Origin of the sequence: Pseudomonas mosselii (assembly GCF_019823065.1) — a bacterium.
Taxonomy (GTDB): Bacteria; Pseudomonadota; Gammaproteobacteria; order Pseudomonadales; family Pseudomonadaceae; genus Aquipseudomonas; species Aquipseudomonas mosselii.
This window is the reverse complement of the sequence record NZ_CP081966.1, coordinates 6,096,064-6,121,096: the sequence shown is the minus strand read 5'-3', so window position 1 is coordinate 6,121,096 and position 25,033 is coordinate 6,096,064. Positions and strand designations below refer to the sequence as shown.

Sequence of the window (25,033 nt, the reverse complement as noted above, 5' to 3'; positions counted from 1 at the left end):
GAGGGTTAGTAGCTGAGCAGCCCGAGGTGGCTGTTGAAGATGCGCACCAGACGCTGGTTGAGCAGCGAGGCATCGACCGATTGCCCCGGCAATTCAATCAGCTCCAGCTCTCGCCTTACCAGTCTGTGCCAGCCGAGCATCGCCGCCAGGGAGCCAGGCGGGTAGAGCACGGTCATCGGCACGTGCAATGGAAGGTTGCTGGTACTGAACTGCGGGCTGTCACAGCTTGAAACAAACAAGTGACGGGTTTGCCCCGGACTCGCCTCCTGCACCTGTTGCATCAGGGCTAGGGCGATGTGCGCGCCCAACCCTTGGGCGAACATGGCGTGGGGTTGTGTAAGGTAAGGCTCAAGCTGCTCGCGCAGGGCCAGGGTCAGGCGCCCGGCCACGGGCAGTGCGGCGGAGTGTTCCAGGTCGGCAATGCTCGGGACATCGACCGCGACCAGTTCGATGGGGTCGCTGAGGGTTCTTGCCCAAGTACGATACTGGGCAAGTTGTTGCCGGGTGCTGGCCAGGCAGATCAAGCGGATCCTGGACGGCTGGTCGGGCGTGATTTCCTGTCGCGTCTGCACGTGCACTGCCGTTCCTTGTGGCGGATCGTGTCTGCGCAGCGACGCGGTCGTTGAGGTCGGCTGCGCGGTTGAGCAGGATCAGTTGCCCGATTGCCTGTCGAGGTAGCTCCTGATGGTGCGCGCGGCGTGGTTCAGGTGCTCTTCCAGGAGCTCGATGGCTTTGTCCACCAGTTTGTCGCTGGCGGCGTCGACCAGGGCGATGTGATCGTCCTGGGTGAGCTTGCCCAGCCCCATCGAAGATAGGTGGAAGCGCAGGAAGCGTTCCTCTTCGTTGAGCTCGATCTCGATCATGCGCAGTAGCTTCTGGTTCTGCGCCTTGCTGTAGAGGGCCATGTGGAACAAACGGTTGAGCCGGCCGATTTCGGCGTGACGGGTCTCGCTTTCGAGCTGGCGGATATACCCCCTGGCCTGGGCGATGTCCTCGGCATCGAGCAAGGGGATCGACTGGCGCAGCGCCTCGGTCTCGAGCAGCACGCGCAAGGCGTAGGTGTCGACGGCATCCTCGCCGATCAGTGGCGCCACCACGGCACCTTTGTGCATCACCACCTGCAGCAGGGACTGGGCCTCGAGCTGGCGCAGGGCCTCGCGCACAGGCATGCGGCTGACGCCGAACAGGGTCGCCAGCTCTTGCTGGCGCACGGCGGTGCCCGGTGGCAGGCGGCCGTCGAGGATGGCACTGCGCAGGCGCTCTTCTATGACACTGCGGGCCAGGTGCGGCGGTACCTGCTCGCTGCCCAGCACGGTGCTCAGGAGTTTGGGTTTCTCAGCCACGCGTGGTTCGCCTCGGCAACATGAAAATTGGATCCAATTACCCTAGTGAGGGTAGGGGGCGCTTGTCAAACGGATTGATCAAGCCGGTGCGCCATGGCGCACTGACGAAACGCGGCTATCGTGAAGCAAGTTGCCGGCATTGGGAAGATGGCCAAGGTCGCCAGCCCTTGTACGAAGCGGGTTTGCCGACAGTTGGCAGTACAGGCACCCGGTGCCATTGTCTTTTGCCGCGTCAGCCCGCACCATCGCTGCTTTCGACTGATCTGAACAGGTGTCCGCAGTGGCGATACCTTGGCCCCTCAATGCGACCGTACGCCGGCTCGGCCTTGCCGTGCTGCTCGGCTGCCTGTGGCTGGGCGCTACCCAGGCGGATTGGGACTTCTCGCAGATCAGCCGCCGTGCGCAGGCCCTGTACGGCCCGTTGGGCCCGGGCCAGGGACGCATCGATGCCTGGCAGAACCTGCTGACGGCACAGAAGCAGGGCAGCGAGCTGGAGCAGTTGCAGGTGGTCAACCTGTTCTTCAACAAACAGTTGCGCTATGTCGAGGACATCGACCTGTGGCACGAGGTGGACTACTGGGCTACGCCGGTGCAGTCGCTGATCAAGGGCGCGGGCGATTGTGAGGACTATGCCATCGCCAAGTATTTCAGCCTGCGGCGCATGGGCATTCCGGCGGAAAAGCTGCGCATCACCTACGTCAAGGCCCTGCGCCAGAACCGTGCGCACATGGTCCTGACCTATTATTCAAGCCCACAGGCCCAGCCTCTGGTGCTTGACAGCCTGATGGACGCCATCAAGCCGGCCAGCCAGCGTACCGACCTGCTGCCGGTGTATGCCTTCAATGGTGAAGGCCTGTGGCTGACCGGCGCTGGCGGCAACAAGAAGGTCGGGGACACCAAGCGCCTGTCACGGTGGCAGGACTTGCTGAAGAAAATGCAGGCCGAAGGGTTCCCGGCCGAACCGGTTTACTGAAGGAGCACAGATGTCACTGTTCAAACAATTGCTGCTAGCCATTTGCCTGTTCCTGGTGGTCGCCTTCAGTGGCAGCTTCATGGTCAGCCTGGAGAGCTCGCGCAGCCAGTACGTCAACCAGCTGCGTTCCCATGCCCAGGATGCGGCGACCGCGCTGGCGCTGTCGCTGACGCCGAACATCGACGATCCGGCGATGGTCGAGCTGATGGTCAGCTCGATCTTCGACAGTGGCTACTATTCGAGCATCAAGGTCATCGACCTGGACTCCAATGCCGTGCTGGTCGAGCGTCATGCCGAGCCCGACGCGGGTGGCGTGCCGGGTTGGTTCATCCAGCTGATCGGCCTGGACCCGGCCGGCGGTGACGCCATTGTCAGCCGTGGCTGGCAGCAGGCGGCGCGGGTCGAGGTGATCAGCCATCCGATGTTTGCCCTGGCCAAGCTCTGGCAGAGCGCCCTGGGCAGCCTGGGCTGGCTGTTGTTGTGCGGCGCGGCGAGCGCGGTGCTCGGGGCCCTGCTGCTGCGTCGCCAGCTGAGGCCGCTCGACTACATGGTGGCGCAGTCCCACGCCATTGCCCGCCGTGAGTTCCTCAGCCTGCCGGAGTTGCCGCGTACGCCCGAGCTGCGCCGGGTGGTGCAGGCGATGAACCAGATGGTCGAGAAGCTCAAGGCGCTGTTCACCGAGCAGGCCGAGCGCAGCGAGAAACTGCGTGCCGAGTCGTACCAGGACAGCCTCACCGGGCTGGCCAACCGCCGTTACTTCGAAATGCAGCTCAATGCCCGGGTCAGCAACCTGGAGGAGGCCCGGGCCGGCTACCTGCTGTTGCTGCGTGTCCAGGACCTGGCGGGCCTGAACGCGCGCCTGGGGGGCCAGCGCACCGACCAGTTGCTGCAGGCGGTGGGCGAGCAGTTGCGCCGCACCTGTGCGAACTTCCCCGAAACCAATGACCTGATCACCCGTAGCCGTGGCGGCGAGTTCGCGGTGTTGGCGCCGGGCATGGTGCATGACGAGGCGATCCAGTTGGCCCAGGCCCTGGAAACCACCTTGCAGAGCTTGCACGAGACCGGCGCCAGCGATGTCGACCCGGTGGCCTGCATCGGCCTGGCGCCCTACAGTCCTGGGGATGCCCCGCCAGCGTTGCTCAAGCTCGCCGACGAGGCCCTGGCCCGCGCCGAGAGCCAGCCCGCGCCGGGGTGGGTATGCTTGGAGCAGGGCGCCGCAGGCCAGGCCGCCGACAGCCACCACGCCTGGCACACGCGCCTGGACCAGGCGTTGGGCAAGGGCCAGTTCGAGCTGTTCTTCCAGCCGGTCGTGGATGCCAGGGCGCCGGAGCGGGTGCTGCACTACAAGGTCATCTCGCGCCTGCACGACGAGCAGGGCGAAGCCCTGGCGGCCGGCCGTTTCCTGCCGTGGCTGGAGCGCTTCGGCTGGATGGCGCGGCTGGACCTGCTGGTGCTGGAAAAAGTGCTCAAGCACTTGCAGGGGCATGGTGAGGCGCTGGCGCTGAACCTGTCGGCCGCGACCCTGGCCGACCCCCAGGCGCTGCAGCGGGTTTACGAGCTGCTTGGGCAGCATGGGGCGCTGGGGCGGCGGCTGACCTTCGAGATCGGCGAAGAGCAATTGCCCGAGCAGTCGGCGCTGGAACAACTGACCCGACGCCTGCGCGCACTGGGCTTCAGCCTGGCGCTGCAGCGCTTCGGCGGGCGCTTCAGCATGATCGGCAACCTCGCCCACCTGGGGCTGGCCTACCTGAAGATCGACGGTGGCTACATCCGCAACATCGACCAGGAGCGGCACAAGCGCCTGTTCATCGAGGCCATCCAGCGCGCGGCGCACAGCATCGACCTGCCGTTGATCGCCGAGCGGGTAGAGACCGAAGGGGAGCTGAAGGTACTACGGGAGATGGGTGTGCAGGGGATCCAGGGGCAACTGGTCGGTGGGCCGGCGCCCTGGCGTTAAGTTAAAGCCTGTGGGAACGGGCAGGCCACTACCACAGGCGCAAACAATGGCCGTTTGATCAGATCAACCCGCCGTCCTCGTCTTCCTCGATCAGGTTGTTCAGGCCGCCCAGCGCCTTGCGTGCGGTGGAGCGGTTGAGCAGCTTGGCTTGGGCGCCCGGTGGCAGGTCGGTGATGCTGAACACGCCCTTGGCGGTCAACACCTCGATCAGGTCCTCCAGTACCCGGATCATGTCCAGGTCGCTCTGCTTGAGCTGCTTGAGGCTGTTCTCGACAACGTCGTCGGCGAACCATTCCTGGATCTCGGCATTGTCTGCCGGGACCATGTCGGTAAAACCGTCAAACGCGGCGGCTTCCACCCGCAGCAACTGGCCTTCGGCGTCGCGTTGCACGTAGAACATGGCGGCGTCCCTCGTCACGATGAATCCTTTTTGGTAGTCAGCAGCATAGGCAAAGTTCACCGGGCATGTAAGCCCGGTGCACGAGTATGCGCGTGAAGGGATGGCTGGAAAAGCCCGCGCCCCGACGCCGGCCCTTGCGGGCCGTGGTCGGGGAGGGGGATCAGCTGTTGGAGTTGTCGATCTTGATGGTCGGGTCGGCGCCGCTGATCAACGAGTTGATCGTGGTGTTGGACCAGTTCACGCCCTCGAGCTTGATGGTCACGTCGGCGTTGGCCAGGCCGCCGGCGGCGTTGAGCTTGCCTTCGGTGCTGACCTGCAGGGTCGACTCGCCATTGACCGTGGTGATCTTCAGGAAGTTGTCGATGGTGCTGGCCTTCTCGCCCTGGAGCAGGTCGCTCAGGTCGAGGCGGTCGCCTTCGCTGGCCTTGAAGTCCTTGATCACGTCCTTGCCCAGGTCGCCGGCCTTCCACACGAAGGTGTCGGCACCGCTGCCGCCGGTCATGATGTCGTCACCCTTGCCGCCGATGAGGATGTCATTGCCGGCACCGCCGAACAGGATGTCGTTGCCTTCGCCGCCGAGCAGGGTGTCGTTGCCGGTGCCACCGAGCAGAATGTCGTTGCCCTTGCCGCCGTCGATGTAGTCGTTGCCACCCTGGCCGAAGATGATGTCGTTGCCGTTGCCGCCCAGCAGGGTATCGGCGCCGTCGTTGCTACGCGAGACATCGAACTCGGCGTAGTTCTCGGTGATGTACTTGTGCATCGCCCGCGCGTCCACGCTGCCCGAGTCGACGCCCAGCTTGTCGGCGACATAGCCGCGGATCGCCTCGACACCGGTGCCGGCAACACCGTCGAAGACCATCAGGTCGCCGAAGATGATGTCATTGCCGTCGCCGCCATTGACCGTGTCGTTGCCCGGCTGGGTGACTTCGGTATGGCCGAGGATCGCCTCGGCCAGCTTGCTCGGGTCGATGTTGGTCTGCGGCTTGCCGTCGGTGTCGTACGGTTTCAGGTCGTTGGTGTTGACGCCGTTGTTGAGGCCGATGGCCTCGACCTCGGACAGGCCCGAGAGCAGCTTGAAGCTGTCCTGCGAGTTGTTCGTGGTGGTGGTGCTTGTGCTGGATCCACTTCCTCCGCGTGTCGACAGTTCATAGCCACCAATACCGTCGGCGCGAATGTCACCCGATAGCGTTGTACTCCAGCCTCCCCGGCCATAGGTCTGTACGGTCAGCGCTCCGTCGCTCCCGATGGTGATGTAGTTCGTGTTGTCCAGGTACTTGCTGACCGTCATGCCAGCCTTGTAATTGATGGAGGCCAGGTAGCTGTCGAAGCTGTTACCGCTAGTGCCCAGGTTTGGGTTGCCTTGCTCGTTGGCCTGGTAGTAGGTCGGCTGGCCATCGGTAATGAAGAAGGTCTGGTTGCTGCCGGTATTCCCTGCGGCCTTGAGAGACTGGAACCAGTTGGCGGTGGTCTTGAAGGCATCCTCGTAGTTGGTGCCGCCGTTGGCATTGAGCGTGTTCAGGGCATTGAGCAAGGTTTGCAGGCCTGCATCGTTCAGGGTCACCGCAACGTTGCTCTTGACCTGGGTGGCGAAGTCCACCAGGAGGATGTTCACGGTACCCGACTGGTCGCCCTTGACGCTGGCGGCCAGGGTCTTGAACACCGATTCCAGGGACTTCTTCGCCGCATCCACGCCGGACGAGCCCATGCTGCCCGAGGTGTCGACGATGAAGGCGAGGTTGTAGTCCTGGCCTGGCACCACGTGCAGGCCGGTGACGTCGGCCACCACCACATCGTTGCCGTCGGTACCGGTGATGTTGTCGCTGTCCGAAGACAGGTTGCTGGTGGTGTAGGACTGCGGGTAGACCGTGACCTTGATGGTGCCTTCGCTGGTCGCGGTGCTGCCGCCGACGCTCTCGGTGGAGGTCGAGCTGACCTTCACGTCGAACTGGCCGGCGTAGTAGGCCGGTGGCTTGATGGTCAGGCCACCCAGGTTCCAGCCGGTGACGTCCACCGCGTCCTTGCCGACGGTGATGGTGTGGCCGGCGTTGTCGGCCAGCACAGAGCCTGCCGGGATGCCGCTGAGCTTGATGCTCAGGGATTCGGAGCCGTCGGTGTCGGTCAGGTTGGTGCTGATGCCCACCAGCTTGACCGGGGCGCCGTTCTCACTGCCTTCGTTGAGCTTGTAGCCGTCGTAGTAGCCCTGGTTGTTGCTACCGTGCAGGTCGCCGACGGTCACGCCGGCGTTGGTCAGGTCCTTGACGCTCGGGTACATCGGGATGTTCGAGCTGTTGAGGTCGGTGACCGCGCCGTTGCCCACCTTGATGTTGACGTCCAGGCTGCCGGGGCCGGCCTGGTTGGCGTTGTAGATCTCCAGGGTGTAGTAGCCGCTGGTGGTCGGGGTGAAGCTGCCGGAGATGGCGCCGCTGCCTGAGCCCCAGGTGCCGCTGGCGACGTTCTTGCCACCCACGACGATCTGCAGGCTGTCGTCGGCGGTGCCGCTGAACGCATAGGTCTTGCCGGCTTCCAGGTAGATCAGGCCGGAGGTCTTCGAGCCCGTGCCAGGCGTCACGGTGGCGACCGTGTCGACGCCGGTGACGGTCTCGCTCTTGCTGGCATTGCCGGAGTTGGCGAAGACGTTCTTCAGCGCATCGCCGGTGATGCCGTTGCCGTTGTTACCCAGGCCGGTGAGGCTGTTCCAGGTTTCCTTGAGCAGGCCGATGGAGTTGACGTTGTTGTTGCCGATGTTCAGGTCAGGCTTGTCGGCCACTGGCGCGATATCGACCTTCATGGTCACTTCGCCGCCGGCGTTGGTGCCGTCGTTGGGCTTGTACTTGATCTGCGCGTAGTCGGCCTGCTTGTTGCCCACGCCGCTGCCACCATAGCCGTCGACGCCCGACTGGTTGGCCAGTGGCACGAACTTGAGCTTGCCGGCGGCGATGTCGGCCTGGCTGATGTTCTGGTTCAGCGACACATCGACCCACGAGGTGCCGTTGAAGAACTTCAGGCTGCCCAGGTCCGGCAGCTTGCTGATGGTCACCGACAGGCCGGTGTTGCCATCGGCGTCACTGACGTTGAAGTCGCCCCACTTGAACACGTAGTCGGTGTCTTCGCTGCCGGTCACGGCGCCACCGGTCGACACCGGCGCGTGGTCGTTGTCGATGATGGTGGTGGTGACGCTGGACTTGCCGGCGTCGACCTGCAGGTTCTCGAAGCCGCCGCCCGCGGCGCCGCTGATCTTGACCGTGAAGTTCTCCGAGCCCTCGACCAGCTTGTCGTCGATGGTCTTGATGTCGAAGGTGGTGCCGCTGCTGCCCGCCGGGATCTTCACGGTGACCACGCCGGTGAAGTCCTGGCCGTCGGTGGCGGTGCCGCTGTAGGTCAAGGTGATGGTCACCTCGGACTTCGACGGGTTGCTCAGGGTCAGGTTGTAGTGGGCGGTGTCACCTTCGGTCACCGAGGTGTCGCCGCTGATGCCGACGGTGGTCAGGTCGCCCTGGCCGCTCGGCTCGTCGGTGACGCTGGTGGTGACGGTGTTGCTGCCCAGGGTCAGCTTCTCGAAGTTGTCGCCGCCGGTGACCGATTCGATCTTGTTGACGATGTTCGGCTGGCCACCGACGTACGGGTCGTCCTTGGCAGTGATGGTGAAGGTGCCGCTGGCGCTGCCGGCCGGGATGGTGACCTTGGTGCCGTCGGTCAGGGTGAAGGTCAGGCCATTGTGGCCGTTGACCGACAGGCCCTGGGCGTTGGTCAGGGTCACGGTGTAGGTGACCTGGCCGCCTTCGGTGACGGTGGTCTTGTCGGCGGACAGGGTGGCGACCACTTCACTGATGGTGTCGCTGATCTGCACGGTGGCGTTGCCGCCCAGTTCCAGATTCTCGAAGGTCTTGCCGGTGACCGTGGCATCGGTGATGCCGACGGTCAGCGAGCTGCCATCCTTGAACACGTCGTCGCCCTGGGCGGCGGCCTTGTACTCGACCTGTGTCTGGCCGGCCGGGATGATCACCTTGGCACCGTTGCTCAGGGTCACGGTCAGGTCCTGCGTCAGCTTCTGGCTGACCTTGACGGTGAACGACGGCTGCTGGTCTTCGGTGACGTTGCCGTTGCCGACGATGGTGACCGAGACCTTATCGCCCTGGTTGCCGGTGCCCGGGGTGCCCGAACCTGGCTCGTCGGTGACGGTAGTCTTCACTTCGTTCTGACCCAGGGTCAGTTTTTCGAAGTTGTCCGCGCCGGTGACGCCGGTGATCTTGTTGCTGATGGTCGGCTGACCGCCGACGAATACATCGTCCGCGGCGGTGATGGTGAAGGTGCCGCTGGCGCTGCCGGCCGGGATGGTGACCTTGGTGCCGTCGCTGAGGGTAAAGGTCAGGCCATTGTGGCCGGTGACCGACAGGCCCTGGGCGTTGGTCAGGGTCACGGTGTAGGTGATCTGGCCGCCTTCGGAAACGGTGGTCTTGTCGGCGGACAAGGTGGCCACGACTTCACTGATGGTGTCGGTGATCTGCACGGTGGCATTGCCACCCAGCTCGAGGTTCTCGAAGGTCTTGCCGGTGACTGTGGCATCGGTGATGCCGACGGTCAGCGAGCTGCCGTCCTTGAACACGTCGTCGCCTTGGGCGGCGGCCTTGTACTCGACCTGGGTCTGGCCGGCCGGAATGACTACCTTGGCGCCATTGCTCAGGGTGACGGTCAGGTCCTGGTCGAGCTTCTGGCTGACCTTGACGGTGAACGACGGCTGCTGGGCTTCGTTGACATCGCCGTTGCCGACGATGGTAACGGAGACCTTGTCGCCCTGGTTGCCGGTGCCTGGAGTGCCCGAGCCCGGTTCGTCGGTCACCGTGGTGGTCAGGGTATTGCTGCCGAGGGTCAGCTTCTCGAAGTTGCCGCCACCGGTGACGGACTCGATCTTGTTGACGATGCTCGGCTGGCCGCCGACGAACACGTCGTCCTTGGCGGTGATGGTGACCGTACCAGTGGCGCTGCCGGCCGGGATGGTGACCTTGGTGCCGTCGCTCAGGGTGAAGGTCAGGCCGTTATGGCCGTTGACCGGCAGACCTTGGGCGTTGGTCAGGGTGACGGTGTAGGTGAACTGGCCACCCTCGGCAACCGTGGTCTTGTCGGCGGACAGGGTCGCGACCACTTCGCTGATGGTGTCGCTGATCTGCACGGTGGCCGAACCGCCGAGCTCGAGGTTCTCGAAGGTCTTGCCGACCACGCTAGCATCGGTGATGCCGACGGTGAGCGGGCCGCCGTCCTTGAATACGTCGTCGCCCTGGACCGGCGCCTTGTACTCGACTTGTGTCTGGCCGGCAGGGATAACTACCTTGGCGCCATTGCTCAGGGTCACGGTGAGGTCCTGGTCGAGCTTCTGGCTGACCTTGACGGTGAACGACGGCTGCTGGGCTTCGTTGACATCGCCGTTGCCGACGATGGTGACCGAGACCTTGTCGCCCTGGTTGTCGGTGCCTGGAGTGCCCGAGCCCGGTTCGTCGGTGACCGAGGTCTTCACTTCGTTCTGACCCAGGGTCAGTTTCTCGAAGTTGTCGGCACCGGTGACGCCGGTGATCTTGTTGCTGATGGTGGCCTGGCCGCCGACGAACACGTCGTCCGGTGCGGTGATGGTGGCGGTGCCAGTGGCGCTGCCGGCCGGGATGGTGACCTTGGTGCCGTCGGACAGGGTGAAGGTCAGGCCGTTATGACCGGTGACCGACAGGCCCTGGGCGTTGGTCAGGGTCACGGTGTAGGTGATCTGGCCACCCTCAGTGACGGTGGTCTTGTCGGCGGACAAGGTGGCCACGACTTCACTGATGGTGTCGGTGATCTGCACGGTGGCGTTGCCGCCCAGTTCCAGATTCTCGAAGGTCTTGCCGGTGACCGTGGCATCGGTGATGCCGACGGTCAGCGAGCTGCCGTCCTTGAACACATCATCACCTTGGGCGTTGGCCTTGTACTCGACCTGGGTCTGGCCGGCCGGGATGATCACCTTGGCGCCATTGCTCAGGGTGACGGTCAGGTCCTGGTCGAGCTTCTGGCTGACCTTGACGGTGAACGACGGCTGCTGGGCTTCGTTGACGTTGCCGTTGCCGACGATGGTGACCGAGACCTTGTCGCCCTGGTTGCCGGTGCCTGGGGTGCCCGAACCTGGTTCGTCGGTGACGGTAGTCTTCACTTCGTTCTGACCCAGGGTCAGTTTCTCGAAGTTGTCGGCACCGGTGACACCAGTGATCTTGTTGCTGATGGTCGGCTGACCGCCGACGAATACATCGTCCGCGGCGGTGATGGTGAAGGTGCCGCTGGCGCTGCCGGCCGGGATGGTGACCTTGGTACCGTCGGTCAGGGTGAAGGTCAGGCCATTGTGGCCGGTGACCGACAGGCCCTGGGCGTTGGTCAGGGTCACGGTGTAGGTGATCTGGCCGCCTTCGGAAACGGTGGTCTTGTCGGCGGACAAGGTGGCCACGACTTCACTGATGGTGTCGGTGATTTGCACGGTGGCGTTGCCACCCAGCTCGAGGTTCTCGAAGGTATGGCCCGGAACCGTGGCATCGGTGATACCGACGGTCAGCGAGCTGCCGTCCTTGAACACGTCGTCGCCCTGTGCGGCGGCCTTGTACTCGGTCTGGGTCTGACCTGCCGGGATCACCACCTTGTCGCCGTTGGACAGGGTGACGGTCAGGTCGTAGCCAAGCTTCTGGCTGACCTTGACGGTGAACGACGGCTGCTGGTCTTCGGTGACGTTGCCGTTGCCGACGATGGTGACGGAGACCTTGTCGCCCTGGTTGTCGGTGCCTGGAGTTCCGGTGCCCGGCTCGTCGGTCACGGAGGTCTGCACTTCGTTCTGACCCAGGGTCAGTTTCTCGAAGTTGTCGGCACCGGTGACGCCGGTGATCTTGTTGCTGATGGTGGCTTGGCCGCCAACGAAGACGTCGTCAGGCGCCGTGATGATGGCGGTACCGCTGGCGCTGCCGGCCGGGATGGTGACCTTGGTGCCGTCGCTGAGGGTAAAGGTCAGGCCATTGTGGCCGGTGACCGACAGGCCCTGGGCATTGGTCAGGGTCACGGTGTAGGTGATCTGGCCGCCTTCGGACACGGTGGTCTTGTCGGCGGACAGGGTGGCGACCACTTCACTGATGGTGTCGGTGATCTGCACGGTGGCGTTGCCACCCAGCTCGAGGTTCTCGAAGGTCTTGCCGGTGACTGTGGCATCGGTGATGCCGACGGTCAGCGAGCTGCCATCCTTGAAGACGTCGTCGCCCTGGGCTGCGGCTTTGTACTCGACCTGGGTCTGACCGGCTGGAATGACGACTTTGTCGCCATTGCTCAGGGTGACGGTCAGGTCCTGGCCAAGTTTCTGGCTGACCTTGACGGTGAAGGCCGGCTGCTGGTCTTCGGTGACATCGCCTTTGCCAACGATGGTGACGGTGACCTTGTCGCCTTGGTTGTCAGTGCCTGGAGTACCGGTACCTGGCTCATCGGTCACGGTGGTGGTGACGGTGTTGTCGCCGAGGGTCAGCTTCTCGAAGTTGTCGCCACCGGCAACCGATTCGATCTTGTTCACGATCGAAGGCTGGCCACCGACGAACACGTCGTCCGGAGCGGTGATGGTGAAGGTGCCGCTGGCGCTTCCGGCTGGAATGGTGACCTTGGTGCCATCGGTCAGGGTGAAGGTCAGGCCGTTATGGCCATTGACCGGCAGACCCTGGGCGTTGCTCAGCGTCACGGTGTAGGTGATCTGGCCGCCTTCGGTGACGGTGGTCTTGTCGGCGGTGAGGGTCGCGACGACTTCGCTGACGGTGTCGGTGATTTGGACCGAAGCGTTGCCGCCCAGCTCCAGATTCTCGAAGGCCTTACCATCGACGGCAGCGTCGGTGATGCCAACGGTCAAGGTATCGCCGTCTTTGAAGACGTCATCACCTTGGGCTTTCGCCTTGTACTCGGCCTCGGTCTGACCGGCAGGGATCACGACCTTGTCGCCGTTCGACAGAGTCACGGTCAGGTCGTGGTCCAGTTTCTGGCTGACCTTGACGGTGAAGGCCGGCTGTTGGTCTTCGGTCACATCGCCTTTGCCGACGATGGTGACGGTGACCTTGTCGCCCTGGTTGTCGGTGCCTGGAGTGCCAGTGCCCGGCTCGTCAGTGACGGAGGTCTTCACTTCGTCCTGACCCAGGGTCAGTTTTTCGAAGTTGTCGGCACCTGTCACGCTTTCCAGTTTGTTGGTAATGGTCGGTTGACCACCAACGAACACGTCGTCCGGTGCAGTGATGGTGAAGGTACCGCTCGCGCTACCGGCCGGAATGGTGACCTTGGTGCCATCAGTCAGGGTGAAGATCAGGCCATTGTGGCCGTTGACCGGCAGACCTTGGGCATTGGTCAGGGTCACGGTGTAGGTGATCTGGCCACCTTCGGTGACGGTAGTCTTGTCGGCGGTGAGGGTTGCAACCACTTCACTGATAGTGTCGGTGATCTGCACCGAGGCGTTGCCACCCAGCTCCAGGTTTTCGAAGGACTTGCCATCAACGGCGGCATCGGTGATGCCGACGGTCAGGGTGTCGCCGTCTTTGAAGACGTCGTCGCCTTGGGCCTTGGCCCTGTACTCGGCTTCGGTCTGGCCAGCAGGGATGACCACCTTGTCGCCATTGGACAAAGTGACAGTCAGGTCATGGTCGAGCTTCTGGCTGACCTTGACGGTGAAGGCCGGCTGCTGGTCTTCGGTGACATCGCCTTTGCCGATGATAGTAACGGTGACTTTGTCGCCCTGGTTGTCGATGCCCGGAGTGCCGGTGCCCGGTTCGTCAGTGACCGATGTCTTCACTTCGTCCTGACCCAGGGTCAGTTTTTCGAAGTTGTCGGCACCTGTCACGCTTTCCAGTTTGTTGGTGATGGTTGGTTGACCACCAACGAACACGTCGTCCGGAGCGGCGATGGTGAAGGTACCGCTGGCGCTACCGGCCGGAATGGTGACCTTGGTGCCATCAGTCAGGGTGAAGGTCAGGCCATTGTGGCCGTTTACCGGCAGACCTTGGGCGTTGGTCAGGGTCACGGTATAGGTAATCTGGCCACCTTCGGTGACGGTGGTCTTGTCGGCGGTGAGGGTCGCAACCACCTCGCTGACGGTGTCGGTGATCTGCACCGAAGCGTTACCGCCCAGCTCCAGGTTCTCGAAGGACTTGCCATCAACGGCGGCATCGGTGATACCGACGGTCAGGGTGTCACCGTCTTTGAAGACGTCATCACCTTGGGCTTTCGCCTTGTACTCGGCTTCGGTCTGACCGGCCGGAATAACGACTTTATCGCCGTTGGACAGGGTCACGGTCAGGTCGTGGTCGAGTTTCTGGCTGACCTTGACGGTGAAGGCTGGTTGCTGGTCTTCGGTGACGTCACCTTTGCCGACGATAGTAACGGAGACCTTGTCGCCCTGGTTGTCGGTACCAGGAGTACCAGTGCCAGGTTCATCGGTCACGGTTGTGGTGACGGTGTTGTCGCCGAGGGTCAGCTTCTCGAAGTTGTCGCCACCGGCAACCGACTCGATCTTGTTGACGATGCTCGGCTGGCCACCGACGAATACATCGTCCGGTGCAGTGATGGTGAAGGTACCGCTGGCACTGCCAGCCGGGATGGTCACCTTGGTGCCATCGGTCAGGGTGAAGGTCAGGCCATTGTGGCCATTGACCGGCAGACCCTGGGCGTTGGTCAGGGTCACGGTGTAGGTGATCTGGCCGCCTTCGGTGACGGTGGTCTTGTCGGCGGTGAGGGTCGCGACGACTTCGCTGACGGTGTCGGTGATTTGGACCGAAGCGTTGCCGCCCAGCTCCAGATTCTCGAAGGCCTTGCCATCGACGGCAGCGTCGGTGATGCCGACGGTCAAGGTATCGCCGTCTTTGAAGACGTCATCACCTTGGGCCTTGGCCTTGTACTCGGCTTCGGTCTGACCGGCCGGAATAACGACTTTGTCGCCGTTCGACAGGGTGACGGTCAGGTCGTGGTCGAGCTTCTGGCTGACCTTGACGGTGAAGGCCGGCTGCTGGTCTTCGGTGACATCGCCTTTGCCGACGATGGTGACGGTGACCTTGTCGCCCTGGTTGTCGGTGCCTGGAGTGCCAGTGCCCGGCTCGTCGGTCACGGTCGTGGTGACGGTGTTGTCACCCAGAGTCAATTTCTCGAAGTTGTCGCCACCGGCAACCGATTCGATCTTGTTGACGATCGAAGGCTGGCCGCCGACGAACACGTCGTCAGGGGCGGTGATGGTGAAGGTGCCGCTGGCACTGCCGGCCGGAATGGTGACCTTGGTGCCGTCAGTCAGGGTGAAGGTCAGGCCATTGTGGCCATTGACCGGCAGACCCTGGGCGTTGCTCAGGGTCACGGTGTAAGTGATCTGGCCGCCTTCGGTGACGGTGGTCTTGTCGGCGGTGAGGGTTGCGACGACCTCACTGACGGTGTCGGTGATCTGCACGGTGGCGTTGCCGCCCAGTTCCAGATTCTCGAAGGTCTTGCCATCAACGACTGCATCAGTGATGCCGACGGTCAGCGAGCTGCCATCCTTGAAGACGTCATCGCCCTGGGCATCCGCCTTGTACTCGACCTGGGTCTGGCCAGCCGGAATCACCACTTTGGCGCCGTTGCTCAAGGTGACGGTCAGGTCCTGGTCCAGCTTCTGGTTGACCTTGACGGTAAAGGACGGCTGCAGGTCTTCGGTGACATCGCCGTTGCTGACGATGGTGACGGACACCTTGTTGCCGGTATCCGGATCATCAGTGACGGTGGTGGTGAGTGTTTCCTTGCCGAGCGTCAGTTTCTCGAAGTTGTCCGCGCCGCTGACACCTTCAAGCTTGTTCACGATCGAGGGCTGGCCGCCGACGAATACGTCGCTCGGGGCGGTGATGGTGAAGGTACCGCTGGCGCTGCCGGCTGGAACGGTGACCTTGGTGCCGTCGGTCAGGGTGAAGGTCAGGCCATTGTGGCCATTGACCGGCAGACCCTGGGCGTTGGTCAGGGTCACGGTGTAGGTGATCTGGCCGCCTTCGGTGACGGTGGTCTTGTCGGCGGTGAGGGTCGCAACCACTTCACTGATGGTGTCGGTGATCTGCACCGAGGCGTTGCCGCCCAGCTCCAGATTCTCGAAGGCCTTGCCGTCAACGGCAGCGTCGGTGATGCCGACGGTCAGGGTATCGCCATCCTTGAAGACGTCGTCGCCCTGGGCTTTGGCCTTGTACTCGGCTTCGGTCTGGCCGGCTGGAATGACGACTTTGTCGCCGTTCGACAGGGTGACGGTCAGGTCGTGGTCGAGCTTCTGGCTGACCTTGACGGTGAAGGCCGGCTGCTGGTCTTCGGTGACGTCACCTTTGCCAACGATGGTGACGGCGACCTTGTCGCCCTGGTTGTCGGTGCCTGGAGTGCCGGTACCAGGCTCATCGGTCACGCTCGTGGTGACGGTGTTGTCACCCAGCGTGAGCTTCTCGAAGTTGTCCGCGCCGCTGACGCCTTCGATCTTGTTGACGATCGAAGGCTGGCCGCCGACGAACACGTCGTCCGGAGCGGTGATGGTGAAGGTGCCGCTGGCGCTTCCGGCTGGAATGGTGACCTTGGTGCCATCGGTCAGAGTGAAGGTGAGGCCGTTGTGGCCGGTGACCGACAGACCCTGGGCATTGGTCAAGGTTACGGTGTAGGTGATCTGGCCACCTTCAGACACAGTGGTCTTGTCGGCGGTGAGAGTCGCAACCACCTCGCTGACGGTATCGGTGATCAGGACGGAGGCATTGCCACCCAGTTCCAGATTTTCGAAGGCCTTACCGTCAACGGTGGCATCGGTGATGCCCACGGTCAGGGTGTCACCGTCTTTGAAGACGTCATCACCTTGGGCTTTCGCCTTGTACTCGGCTTCGGTCTGACCGGCTGGAATGACAACTTTGTCGCCGTTCGACAGGGTGACGGTCAGGTCGTGGTCGAGCTTCTGGCTGACCTTGACGGTGAAGGCCGGCTGCTGGTCTTCGGTGACATCGCCTTTGCCAACGATGGTGACGGTGACCTTGTCGCCTTGGTTGTCGGTGCCTGGAGTGCCGGTGCCCGGTTCGTCAGTGACCGATGTCTTCACTTCGTCCTGACCCAAGGTCAGTTTTTCGAAGTTGTCGGCACCTGTCACGCTTTCCAGTTTGTTGGTAATGGTCGGTTGACCACCAACGAACACGTCGTCCGGTGCAGTGATGGTGAAGGTACCGCTGGCGCTACCGGCCGGAATGGTGACCTTGGTGCCATCAGTCAGGGTGAAGATCAGGCCATTGTGGCCGTTGACCGGCAGACCTTGGGCGTTGGTCAGGGTGACGGTGTAGGTGATCTGGCCGCCTTCAGTGACCGTGGTCTTATCCGCAGTCAGGGTCGCAACGACCTCGCTGACGGTGTCGGTGATCTGCACCGAAGCGTTACCGCCCAGCTCCAGGTTCTCGAAGGCCTTGCCGTCGACGGCAGCATCGGTGATACCGACGGTCAGGGTGTCACCGTCTTTGAAGACGTCATCACCTTGGGCTTTCGCCTTGTACTCGGCTTCGGTCTGACCGGCTGGAATAACGACTTTGTCGCCGTTCGACAGGGTGACGGTCAGGTCGTGGTCGAGCTTCTGGCTGACCTTGACGGTGAAGGCCGGCTGCTGGTCTTCGGTGACATCGCCTTTGCCGATGATAGTAACGGTGACTTTGTCGCCCTGGTTGTCGGTACCTGGAGTGCCGGTGCCAGGCTCATCGGTCACGGTCGTGGTGACGGTGTTGTCGCCGAGGGTCAGCTTCTCGAAGTTGTCGCCACCGGCAACCGACTCGATCTTGTTGACGATGCTCGGCTGGCCACCGACGAATACATCGTCCGGTGCAGTGATGGTGAAGGTGCCGCTGGCGCTGCCGGCCGGAATGGTCACCTTGGTGCCATCGGTCAGGGTGAAGGTCAGGCCATTGTGGCCGTTGACCGGCAGACCCTGGGCGTTGGTCAGGGTCACGGTGTAGGTGATCTGGCCGCCTTCGGTGACGGTGGTCTTGTCGGCGGTCAGGGTGGCGACGACTTCGCTGACAGTGTCGGTGATCTGTACCGAGGCGTTGCCGCCCAGCTCCAGATTCTCGAAGGCTTTGCCATCGACAGCGGCATCGGTGATGCCGACGGTCAGGGTATCGCCATCCTTGAAGACGTCGTCGCCCTGAGCCTTGGCTTTGTATTCGGCTTCGGTCTGACCGGCCGGAATAACGACTTTGTCGCCGTTCGACAGGGTGACGGTCAGGTCGTGGTCGAGCTTCTGGCTGACCTTGACGGTGAAGGCCGGCTGCTGGTCTTCGGTGACATCGCCTTTGCCAACGATGGTGACGGTGACCTTGTCGCCTTGGTTGTCAATGCCTGGAGTACCGGTACCTGGCTCATCGGTCACGGTGGTGGTGACGGTGTTGTCGCCGAGGGTCAGCTTCTCGAAGTTGTCGCCACCGGCAACCGATTCGATCTTGTTCACGATCGAAGGCTGGCCACCGACGAACACGTCGTCCGGAGCGGTGATGGTGAAGGTGCCGCTGGCGCTTCCGGCTGGAATGGTGACCTTGGTGCCATCGGTCAGGGTGAAGGTCAGGCCGTTATGGCCATTGACCGGCAGACCCTGGGCGTTGCTCAGCGTCACGGTGTAGGTGATCTGGCCGCCTTCGGTGACGGTGGTCTTGTCGGCGGTGAGGGTCGCGACGACTTCGCTGACGGTGTCGGTGATTTGGACCGAAGCGTTGCCGCCCAGCTCCAGATTCTCGAAGGCCTTACCATCGACGGCAGCGTCGGTGATGCCAACGGTCAAGGTATCGCCGTCTTTGAAGACGTCATCACCTTGGGCTTTCGCCTTGTACTCGGCCTCGGTCTGACCGGCAGGGATCACGACCTTGTCGCCGTTCGACAGAGTCACGGTCAGGTCGTGGTCCAGTTTCTGACTGACCTTGACGGTGAAGGCCGGCTGTTGGTCTTCGGTCACATCGCCTTTGCCGACGATGGTGACGGTGACCTTGTCGCCTTGGTTGTCGGTGCCTGGAGTGCCGGTGCCCGGTTCGTCAGTGACCGATGTCTTCACTTCGTCCTGACCCAAGGTCAGTTTTTCGAAGTTGTCGGCACCTGTCACGCTTTCCAGTTTGTTGGTAATGGTCGGTTGACCACCAACGAACACGTCGTCCGGTGCAGTGATGGTGAAGGTGCCGCTGGCGCTACCGGCCGGAATGGTGACCTTGGTGCCATCAGTCAGGGTGAAGGTCAGGCCATTGTGGCCGTTTACCGGCAGACCTTGGGCGTTGGTCAGGGTCACGGTATAGGTAATCTGGCCACCTTCGGTGACGGTGGTCTTGTCGGCGGTGAGGGTCGCAACCACCTCGCTGACGGTGTCGGTGATCTGCACCGAAGCGTTACCGCCCAGCTCCAGGTTCTCGAAGGCCTTACCATCGACGGCAGCGTCGGTGATGCCAACGGTCAAGGTATCGCCGTCTTTGAAGACGTCATCACCTTGGGCTTTCGCCTTGTACTCGGCCTCGGTCTGACCGGCAGGGATCACGACCTTGTCGCCGTTCGACAGAGTCACGGTCAGGTCGTGGTCCAGTTTCTGACTGACCTTGACGGTGAAGGCCGGCTGTTGGTCTTCGGTCACATCGCCTTTGCCGACGATGGTGACGGTGACCTTGTCGCCTTGGTTGTCGGTGCCTGGAGTGCCGGTGCCCGGTTCGTCAGTGACCGATGTCTTCACTTCGTCCTGACCCAAGGTCAGTTTTTCGAAGTTGTCGGCACCTGTCACGCTTTCCAGTTTGTTGGTAATGGTCGGTTGACCACCAACGAACACGTCGTCCGGTGCAGTGATGGTGAAGGTGCCGCTGGCGCTACCGGCCGGAATGGTGACCTTGGTGCCATCAGTCAGGGTGAAGGTCAGGCCATTGTGGCCGTTTACCGGCAGACCTTGGGCGTTGGTCAGGGTCACGGTATAGGTAATCTGGCCACCTTCGGTGACGGTGGTCTTGTCGGCGGTGAGGGTCGCAACCACCTCGCTGACGGTGTCGGTGATCTGCACCGAAGCGTTACCGCCCAGCTCCAGGTTCTCGAAGGACTTGCCATCAACGGCGGCATCGGTGATACCGACGGTCAGGGTGTCACCGTCTTTGAAGACGTCATCACCTTGGGCTTTCGCCTTGTACTCGGCTTCGGTCTGACCGGCCGGAATAACGACTTTATCGCCGTTGGACAGGGTCACGGTCAGGTCGTGGTCGAGTTTCTGGCTGACCTTGACGGTGAAGGCTGGTTGCTGGTCTTCGGTGACGTCACCTTTGCCGACGATAGTAACGGAGACCTTGTCGCCCTGGTTGTCGGTACCAGGAGTACCAGTGCCAGGTTCATCGGTCACGGTTGTGGTGACGGTGTTGTCGCCGAGGGTCAGCTTCTCGAAGTTGTCGCCACCGGCAACCGACTCGATCTTGTTGACGATGCTCGGCTGGCCACCGACGAATACATCGTCCGGTGCAGTGATGGTGAAGGTACCGCTGGCACTGCCAGCCGGGATGGTCACCTTGGTGCCATCGGTCAGGGTGAAGGTCAGGCCATTGTGGCCATTGACCGGCAGACCCTGGGCGTTGGTCAGGGTCACGGTGTAGGTGATCTGGCCGCCTTCGGTGACGGTGGTCTTGTCGGCGGTGAGGGTCGCGACGACTTCGCTGACGGTGTCGGTGATTTGGACCGAAGCGTTGCCGCCCAGCTCCAGATTCTCGAAGGCCTTACCATCGACGGCAGCGTCGGTGATGCCAACGGTCAAGGTATCGCCGTCTTTGAAGACGTCGTCGCCTTGGGCCTTGGCCTTGTACTCGGCTTCGGTCTGACCGGCTGGAATGACAACTTTGTCGCCATTGGACAGAGTGACAGTCAGGTCGTGGTCGAGCTTCTGGCTGACCTTGACGGTGAAGGCTGGCTGCTGGTCTTCAGTGACATCGCCTTTGCCGACGATAGTAACGGAGACCTTGTCGCCCTGGTTGTCGGTACCAGGAGTACCAGTGCCAGGTTCATCGGTCACGGTCGTGGTGACGGTGTTGTCGCCGAGGGTCAGCTTCTCGAAGTTGTCGCCACCGGCAACCGATTCGATCTTGTTGACGATGCTCGGCTGGCCACCGACGAACACGTCGTCCGGCGCGGTGATGGTGAAGGTACCGCTGGCACTGCCAGCCGGGATGGTCACCTTGGTGCCATCGGTCAGGGTGAAGGTCAGGCCATTGTGGCCATTGACCGGCAGACCCTGGGCGTTGGTCAGGGTCACGGTGTAGGTGATCTGGCCGCCTTCGGTGACGGTGGTCTTGTCGGCGGTGAGGGTCGCAACGACTTCGCTGACGGTGTCGGTGATCTGCACGGTGGCATCGCCACCCAGTTCCAGGTTCTCGAAGGTCTTGCCCGCCACGCTGGCATCAGTCACGCCAAGGGTCACCGAGCTGGCGTCCTTGAACACGTCGTCGCCCTGAGCCGGCAGGCTGTAGGTGGCCTGGGTCTGGCCGGCGCTGATGACCACGGTGGCGCCATTGGACAGGGTCACGGTCAGGTCATGGTCGAGCTTCTGGCTGACCGACACGGTGAAGGTCGGCTGCTCGGCCTCGGTCACGTTGCCATTGCTGGCGATGCTGACGCTCACCGTGTCGATGCTGTCGCTGATCACGGTCTGGGTCGGCGTGGTGTCGGGTTCCAGCTTCTCGAAATTGCCACCGGTGGCACCGGTGATGCTGGTGCTGACCGTGCTGCCATTGACGAACACATCGTTGGCCGGGGTCTGGAAGTCAACGCTGCCGGTGCTTTCGCCGGCCTTGACGGTGATGGTCTGGCCGTTGGACAGGGTGACGGTGACCGGAGTCTGCGCCGGATTGGTAAGGGTCACGGTATAGGTGATCACGCCGCCTTCGGTGACGCTCGGGGTGGCGGTCAGGGTGGCGGTGGTGGTGTCGATCGAGTCGTTGATCTTCGTTTCAGCTGGCGTCGGGTTCGGCTCCAGTTTCTCGAAGTTGCCGCCCGTTGCCCCCGTGATCGTGGTGCTGACGGTGCTGCCGTTGTTGTAGACGTCATTGGCCGGGGTCTGGAAGTCGACACTGCCGGACGACTTGCCGGCCTCGATGGTGACGGTCTGGCCATTGGAGAGAGTGACGGTGACCGGGGTCTGGGCCGGGTTGGTCAGGGTCACGGTGTAGGTGATCACGCCGCCTTCGGTCACGCTCGGGGTCGCGGTCAGGGTGGCGGTGGTGGTGTCGATCGAGTCGTTGATCTTGGTTTCAGCAGGTGCCGGGTTCGGCTCCAGTTTCTCGAAGTTGCCACCCGTTGCCCCCGTGATCGTGGTGCTGACGGTGCTGCCATTGTTGTAGACATCGTTGGCCGGAGTCTGGAAATCAACGCTGCCGGTGCTTTCGCCGGCTTTGACGGTGATGGTCTGGCCATTGGACAGGGTGACGGTGACCGGGGTCTGGGCCGGGTTGTTCAAGGTCACGGTGTAGGTGATCACGCCGCCTTCGGTCACGCTCGGGGTCGCGGTGAGCGTGGCGGTGGTGGTGTCGACCGAGTCGTTGATCTTGGTTTCAGCTGGCGTCGGGTTCGGCTCCAGTTTCTCGAAGTTGCCACCCGTTGCCCCCGTGATCGTGGTGCTGACGGTGCTGCCATTGTTGTAGACGTCGTTGGCCGGAGTCTGGAAGTCGACGCTACCGGACGACTTGCCAGCCTCGATGGTGACGGTCTGGCCATTGGACAGGGTGACGGTGACCGGGGTCTGGGCCGGGTTGGTCAGGGTCACGGTATAGGTGATCACGCCGCCTTCGGTGACGCTCGGGGTGGCGGTGAGCGTGGCGGTGGTGGTGTCGATGGTATCGGTGACCTGGGTAACCGCCGGGGTGGTGCTCGGCGTGACGATCAGGCCGTTACCGCCAGTCGTGCCGGTAATGGTCGCGGAAATCTGGCCGCCATCGATGTAGGGCGTGTCGTTGGCCGGGATGTTGACGTTGACGGTGCCGGTGGTCTGGCCGGCCGGGATCACGATGACGGCGCCGTTGGACAGGGTCACGGTCAGGTTGGTCAGCGGTGGCTGGCCGACGGTGGCGGTATAGACGATGACGCCACCCGCCTCGGTGATCGTGGGGGTGGCGCTCAGGGTCAGCCCTGTGGTGAGCGGGACGTTGGTCGTGTTGGTGCCGGCAGCGTTGCCGTCCAGTCCGCCCAGTTCCTCGTTCGCCAGGCCGGTGGCGAAGCCGATAGGGCCGGTGGGGAAGCCAATGGTCGGGTCGACCACCCCGGCGGTCTCTTCGAGCAGGACGAAGCTGTGTCCGCCGCCGACCGAACCGCCGCCTGCCGCGGCCGGACCAGCTGCGGTGGCTTCCAGCTCGGTGGTCGGGTCGGCACCGGCGGCGATGGCCTGTTGCAACTCTTCGACCGAGGGCGCTGCCTGGGCGGTGGCCTGGTTCAGGTCGATGCTGCTGTCGGGCGCATCGGCGCTCCACTGGGTGTCGCGGCCCAGGTCGAGCACACGGCCGTCGGCCAGTTCCAGGGTGACCGCGCCGCCCGCGCCGGTGTCTACCTGTTCGCCCGCCAGCAGGCGATCGCCTTCGATCAGTACGCGCCGGATGCCTTCTGGGGAAACTGCGATGACTTGGCCAACAATGCTTTTGACGATGGCGACAACAGTGCTCATTGGACTCTCCGGGCTACCTGTTCAGTTGGCTTCCATGCCTGGCCGGCGTTCGAGGCGGCGACTGATGGAATGTTTCAAATATGTTTTTGACGCTGATTTGCGTCAATTTTACGTCTATAATTTCTGGCTATTAAGTTTATGCCAAACTATTGACCTTCTGGCTGCCATCCTAAACAATCGCCAAGGTAATGTCACATTGATATTTGGCCAGCAAAGCCCTTTCTTTCGTATTAATCGCACTGCCTATTCGGAAGCTTCCTACATACAAGATCAGGGTTTGCCATTTTCCAAGGCAGGCACGGCTTCGGCTGTGATTTGGGACAACAGCTCTCTCGGGAACCAGTAAAAATGCGTGCGTCACTGTTCACCGCTCTTCCTTTCGCTCTCGCCGCCACATTCGTTCAAGCACAAACCTTGCCCGAAGCCATGCAGAAGGCCCTTGAGGTCCATCCGGAAATCCAGGCTGGCGTGAACGCCCGCACGGCTGCGGACTATCAGCTGCGCGCTGCCCAGGGCGGCTATTTGCCGCGGGTCGACGTGACCGCCGGTTACGGTCGCGAGGGCACCGACAGCCCAAGCACCCGCAACCGCTGGGAGACCCTCAACCGTGGCGAGTCGGCCATCCGCCTGCGGCAGATGGTCTTCGACGGCTTCGCCACCTCCAGCGAGGTCGGCCGTCAACAGGCCACCGTCAACGCCCGCGCCTACTCCCTGCTGGGGACCTCCGAGCGCACCGCGCTGACCGTCGCCCAGGTCTACCTGGACGTGCTGTCGCGCCGCGAGATGGTGCGCCTGGCCGAAGACAACCTGCGCAACCACGAGCGCATCCTCGACCAGATCAAGCTGCGCACCAGCCGCGGCGTCGGCCGCCTGGCCGACCTCGACCAGGCCGAGGCGCGCCTGGCCCAAGCCCGCAACAACCTGATCACCGAGCAGACCAACCTGGCCGATGCCAACACCAACTACCTGAGCGTCGTCGGACAAATGCCCGACGAGTTAAGCACGCCCGCGCCATTTGTCGACCTGCTGCCGGCCACCCTCGACGAGGCCCGCCACCAGCTGGTCGAGCAAAGTCCGATCCTGCGCTCGGCCGAGTCGGACATCGCCGCCGCCGAGAAGCAATACGAAGCGGCGAAGTCTACGTTCTATCCACGTTTCGATGCCGAACTCGGACGAACGGCCGACAACAACCTCGACGGCGCCGTCGGCCACAACAACGAATGGCAGGCCATGCTGCGCATGAACTTCAATTTGTACGCCGGTGGCAGCAACAAGGCCGACCTGGAATCGAAGTCGTACCTGGCCAACCAGGCACTGGACATTCGCAACAACGCCTTGCGCCAGCTCAATGAGGAGTTAGGCTTGGCATGGAATGCTCTGGAGAACGCCAACGCCCAGGTGCCGATCGCCCAGCAGTACGTCGATCACAGCAACCGTGTGCGCAGCGCTTACCAGCAGCAGTTCGGCCTGGGCGAGCGAACCCTGCTCGACCTGCTCGACAGCGAGAATGAAACCTTCACCGCCCAGCGCCGTCTGGTAGAGGTGAAAAACACGCAAATGTTTACTCAGTATCGAATCAAGGCGACCATTGGTCAGCTGCTCAAGAGCCAGGGTGTCGTAGCACCGATGGCGTCCGTTGTGCAGAACGACCTGAAACCCAAGGTGAACCTGCCAGGCATGAACTGAAAGG

8 protein-coding genes are annotated in these 25,033 nt (G+C 62.7%); 4 read left to right on the top strand and 4 right to left on the bottom strand.

The genetic code is table 11. The features are described 5' to 3' along the window. Window positions 1-5 precede the first annotated feature (5 nt). Window positions 6-572, bottom strand: a complete 567-nt coding sequence (locus K5H97_RS28355) for a hypothetical protein (protein WP_139121101.1) — start codon at window positions 570-572, stop codon at window positions 6-8. 78 nt (window positions 573-650) lie between these two features. Next, complete coding sequence (locus K5H97_RS28350) at window positions 651-1,343, bottom strand: GntR family transcriptional regulator (RefSeq protein ID WP_028693093.1); 693 nt, start codon at window positions 1,341-1,343, stop codon at window positions 651-653. A 271-nt stretch (window positions 1,344-1,614) separates the two neighbouring features. On the opposite strand from K5H97_RS28350, the gene lapG reads away from it, so the two are divergent. Further along, window positions 1,615-2,316, top strand: coding sequence for a cysteine protease LapG (lapG, locus tag K5H97_RS28345; protein WP_232854099.1), 702 nt, complete (start codon window positions 1,615-1,617; stop codon window positions 2,314-2,316). Between the two features lie 10 nt (window positions 2,317-2,326). Further along, window positions 2,327-4,273: a cyclic di-GMP receptor LapD gene (gene lapD / locus K5H97_RS28340; protein ID WP_028693095.1), complete on the top strand. Its 1,947-nt coding sequence runs from the start codon at window positions 2,327-2,329 to the stop codon at window positions 4,271-4,273. 58 nt (window positions 4,274-4,331) lie between these two features. On the opposite strand, the gene K5H97_RS28335 is transcribed toward lapD, so the two are convergent. Both K5H97_RS28335 and K5H97_RS28330 read right to left on the bottom strand, forming a co-directional pair. Beyond that, window positions 4,332-4,673, bottom strand: coding sequence for a hypothetical protein (locus tag K5H97_RS28335; RefSeq protein ID WP_028693096.1), 342 nt, complete (start codon window positions 4,671-4,673; stop codon window positions 4,332-4,334). Between the two features lie 160 nt (window positions 4,674-4,833). Further along, window positions 4,834-23,343, bottom strand: a complete 18,510-nt coding sequence (locus K5H97_RS28330) for an immunoglobulin-like domain-containing protein (RefSeq protein ID WP_222578000.1) — start codon at window positions 23,341-23,343, stop codon at window positions 4,834-4,836. Window positions 23,344-23,407: 64 nt separating this feature from the next. Here K5H97_RS28330 and K5H97_RS28325 point away from each other — a divergent pair, with 64 nt between their 5' ends. Then, complete coding sequence (locus K5H97_RS28325; RefSeq protein ID WP_139121047.1) at window positions 23,408-23,689, top strand: hypothetical protein; 282 nt, start codon at window positions 23,408-23,410, stop codon at window positions 23,687-23,689. Window positions 23,690-23,691: 2 nt separating this feature from the next. Beyond that, window positions 23,692-25,029: a TolC family outer membrane protein gene (locus K5H97_RS28320; protein ID WP_028689257.1), complete on the top strand. Its 1,338-nt coding sequence runs from the start codon at window positions 23,692-23,694 to the stop codon at window positions 25,027-25,029. Window positions 25,030-25,033 lie beyond the last annotated feature (4 nt).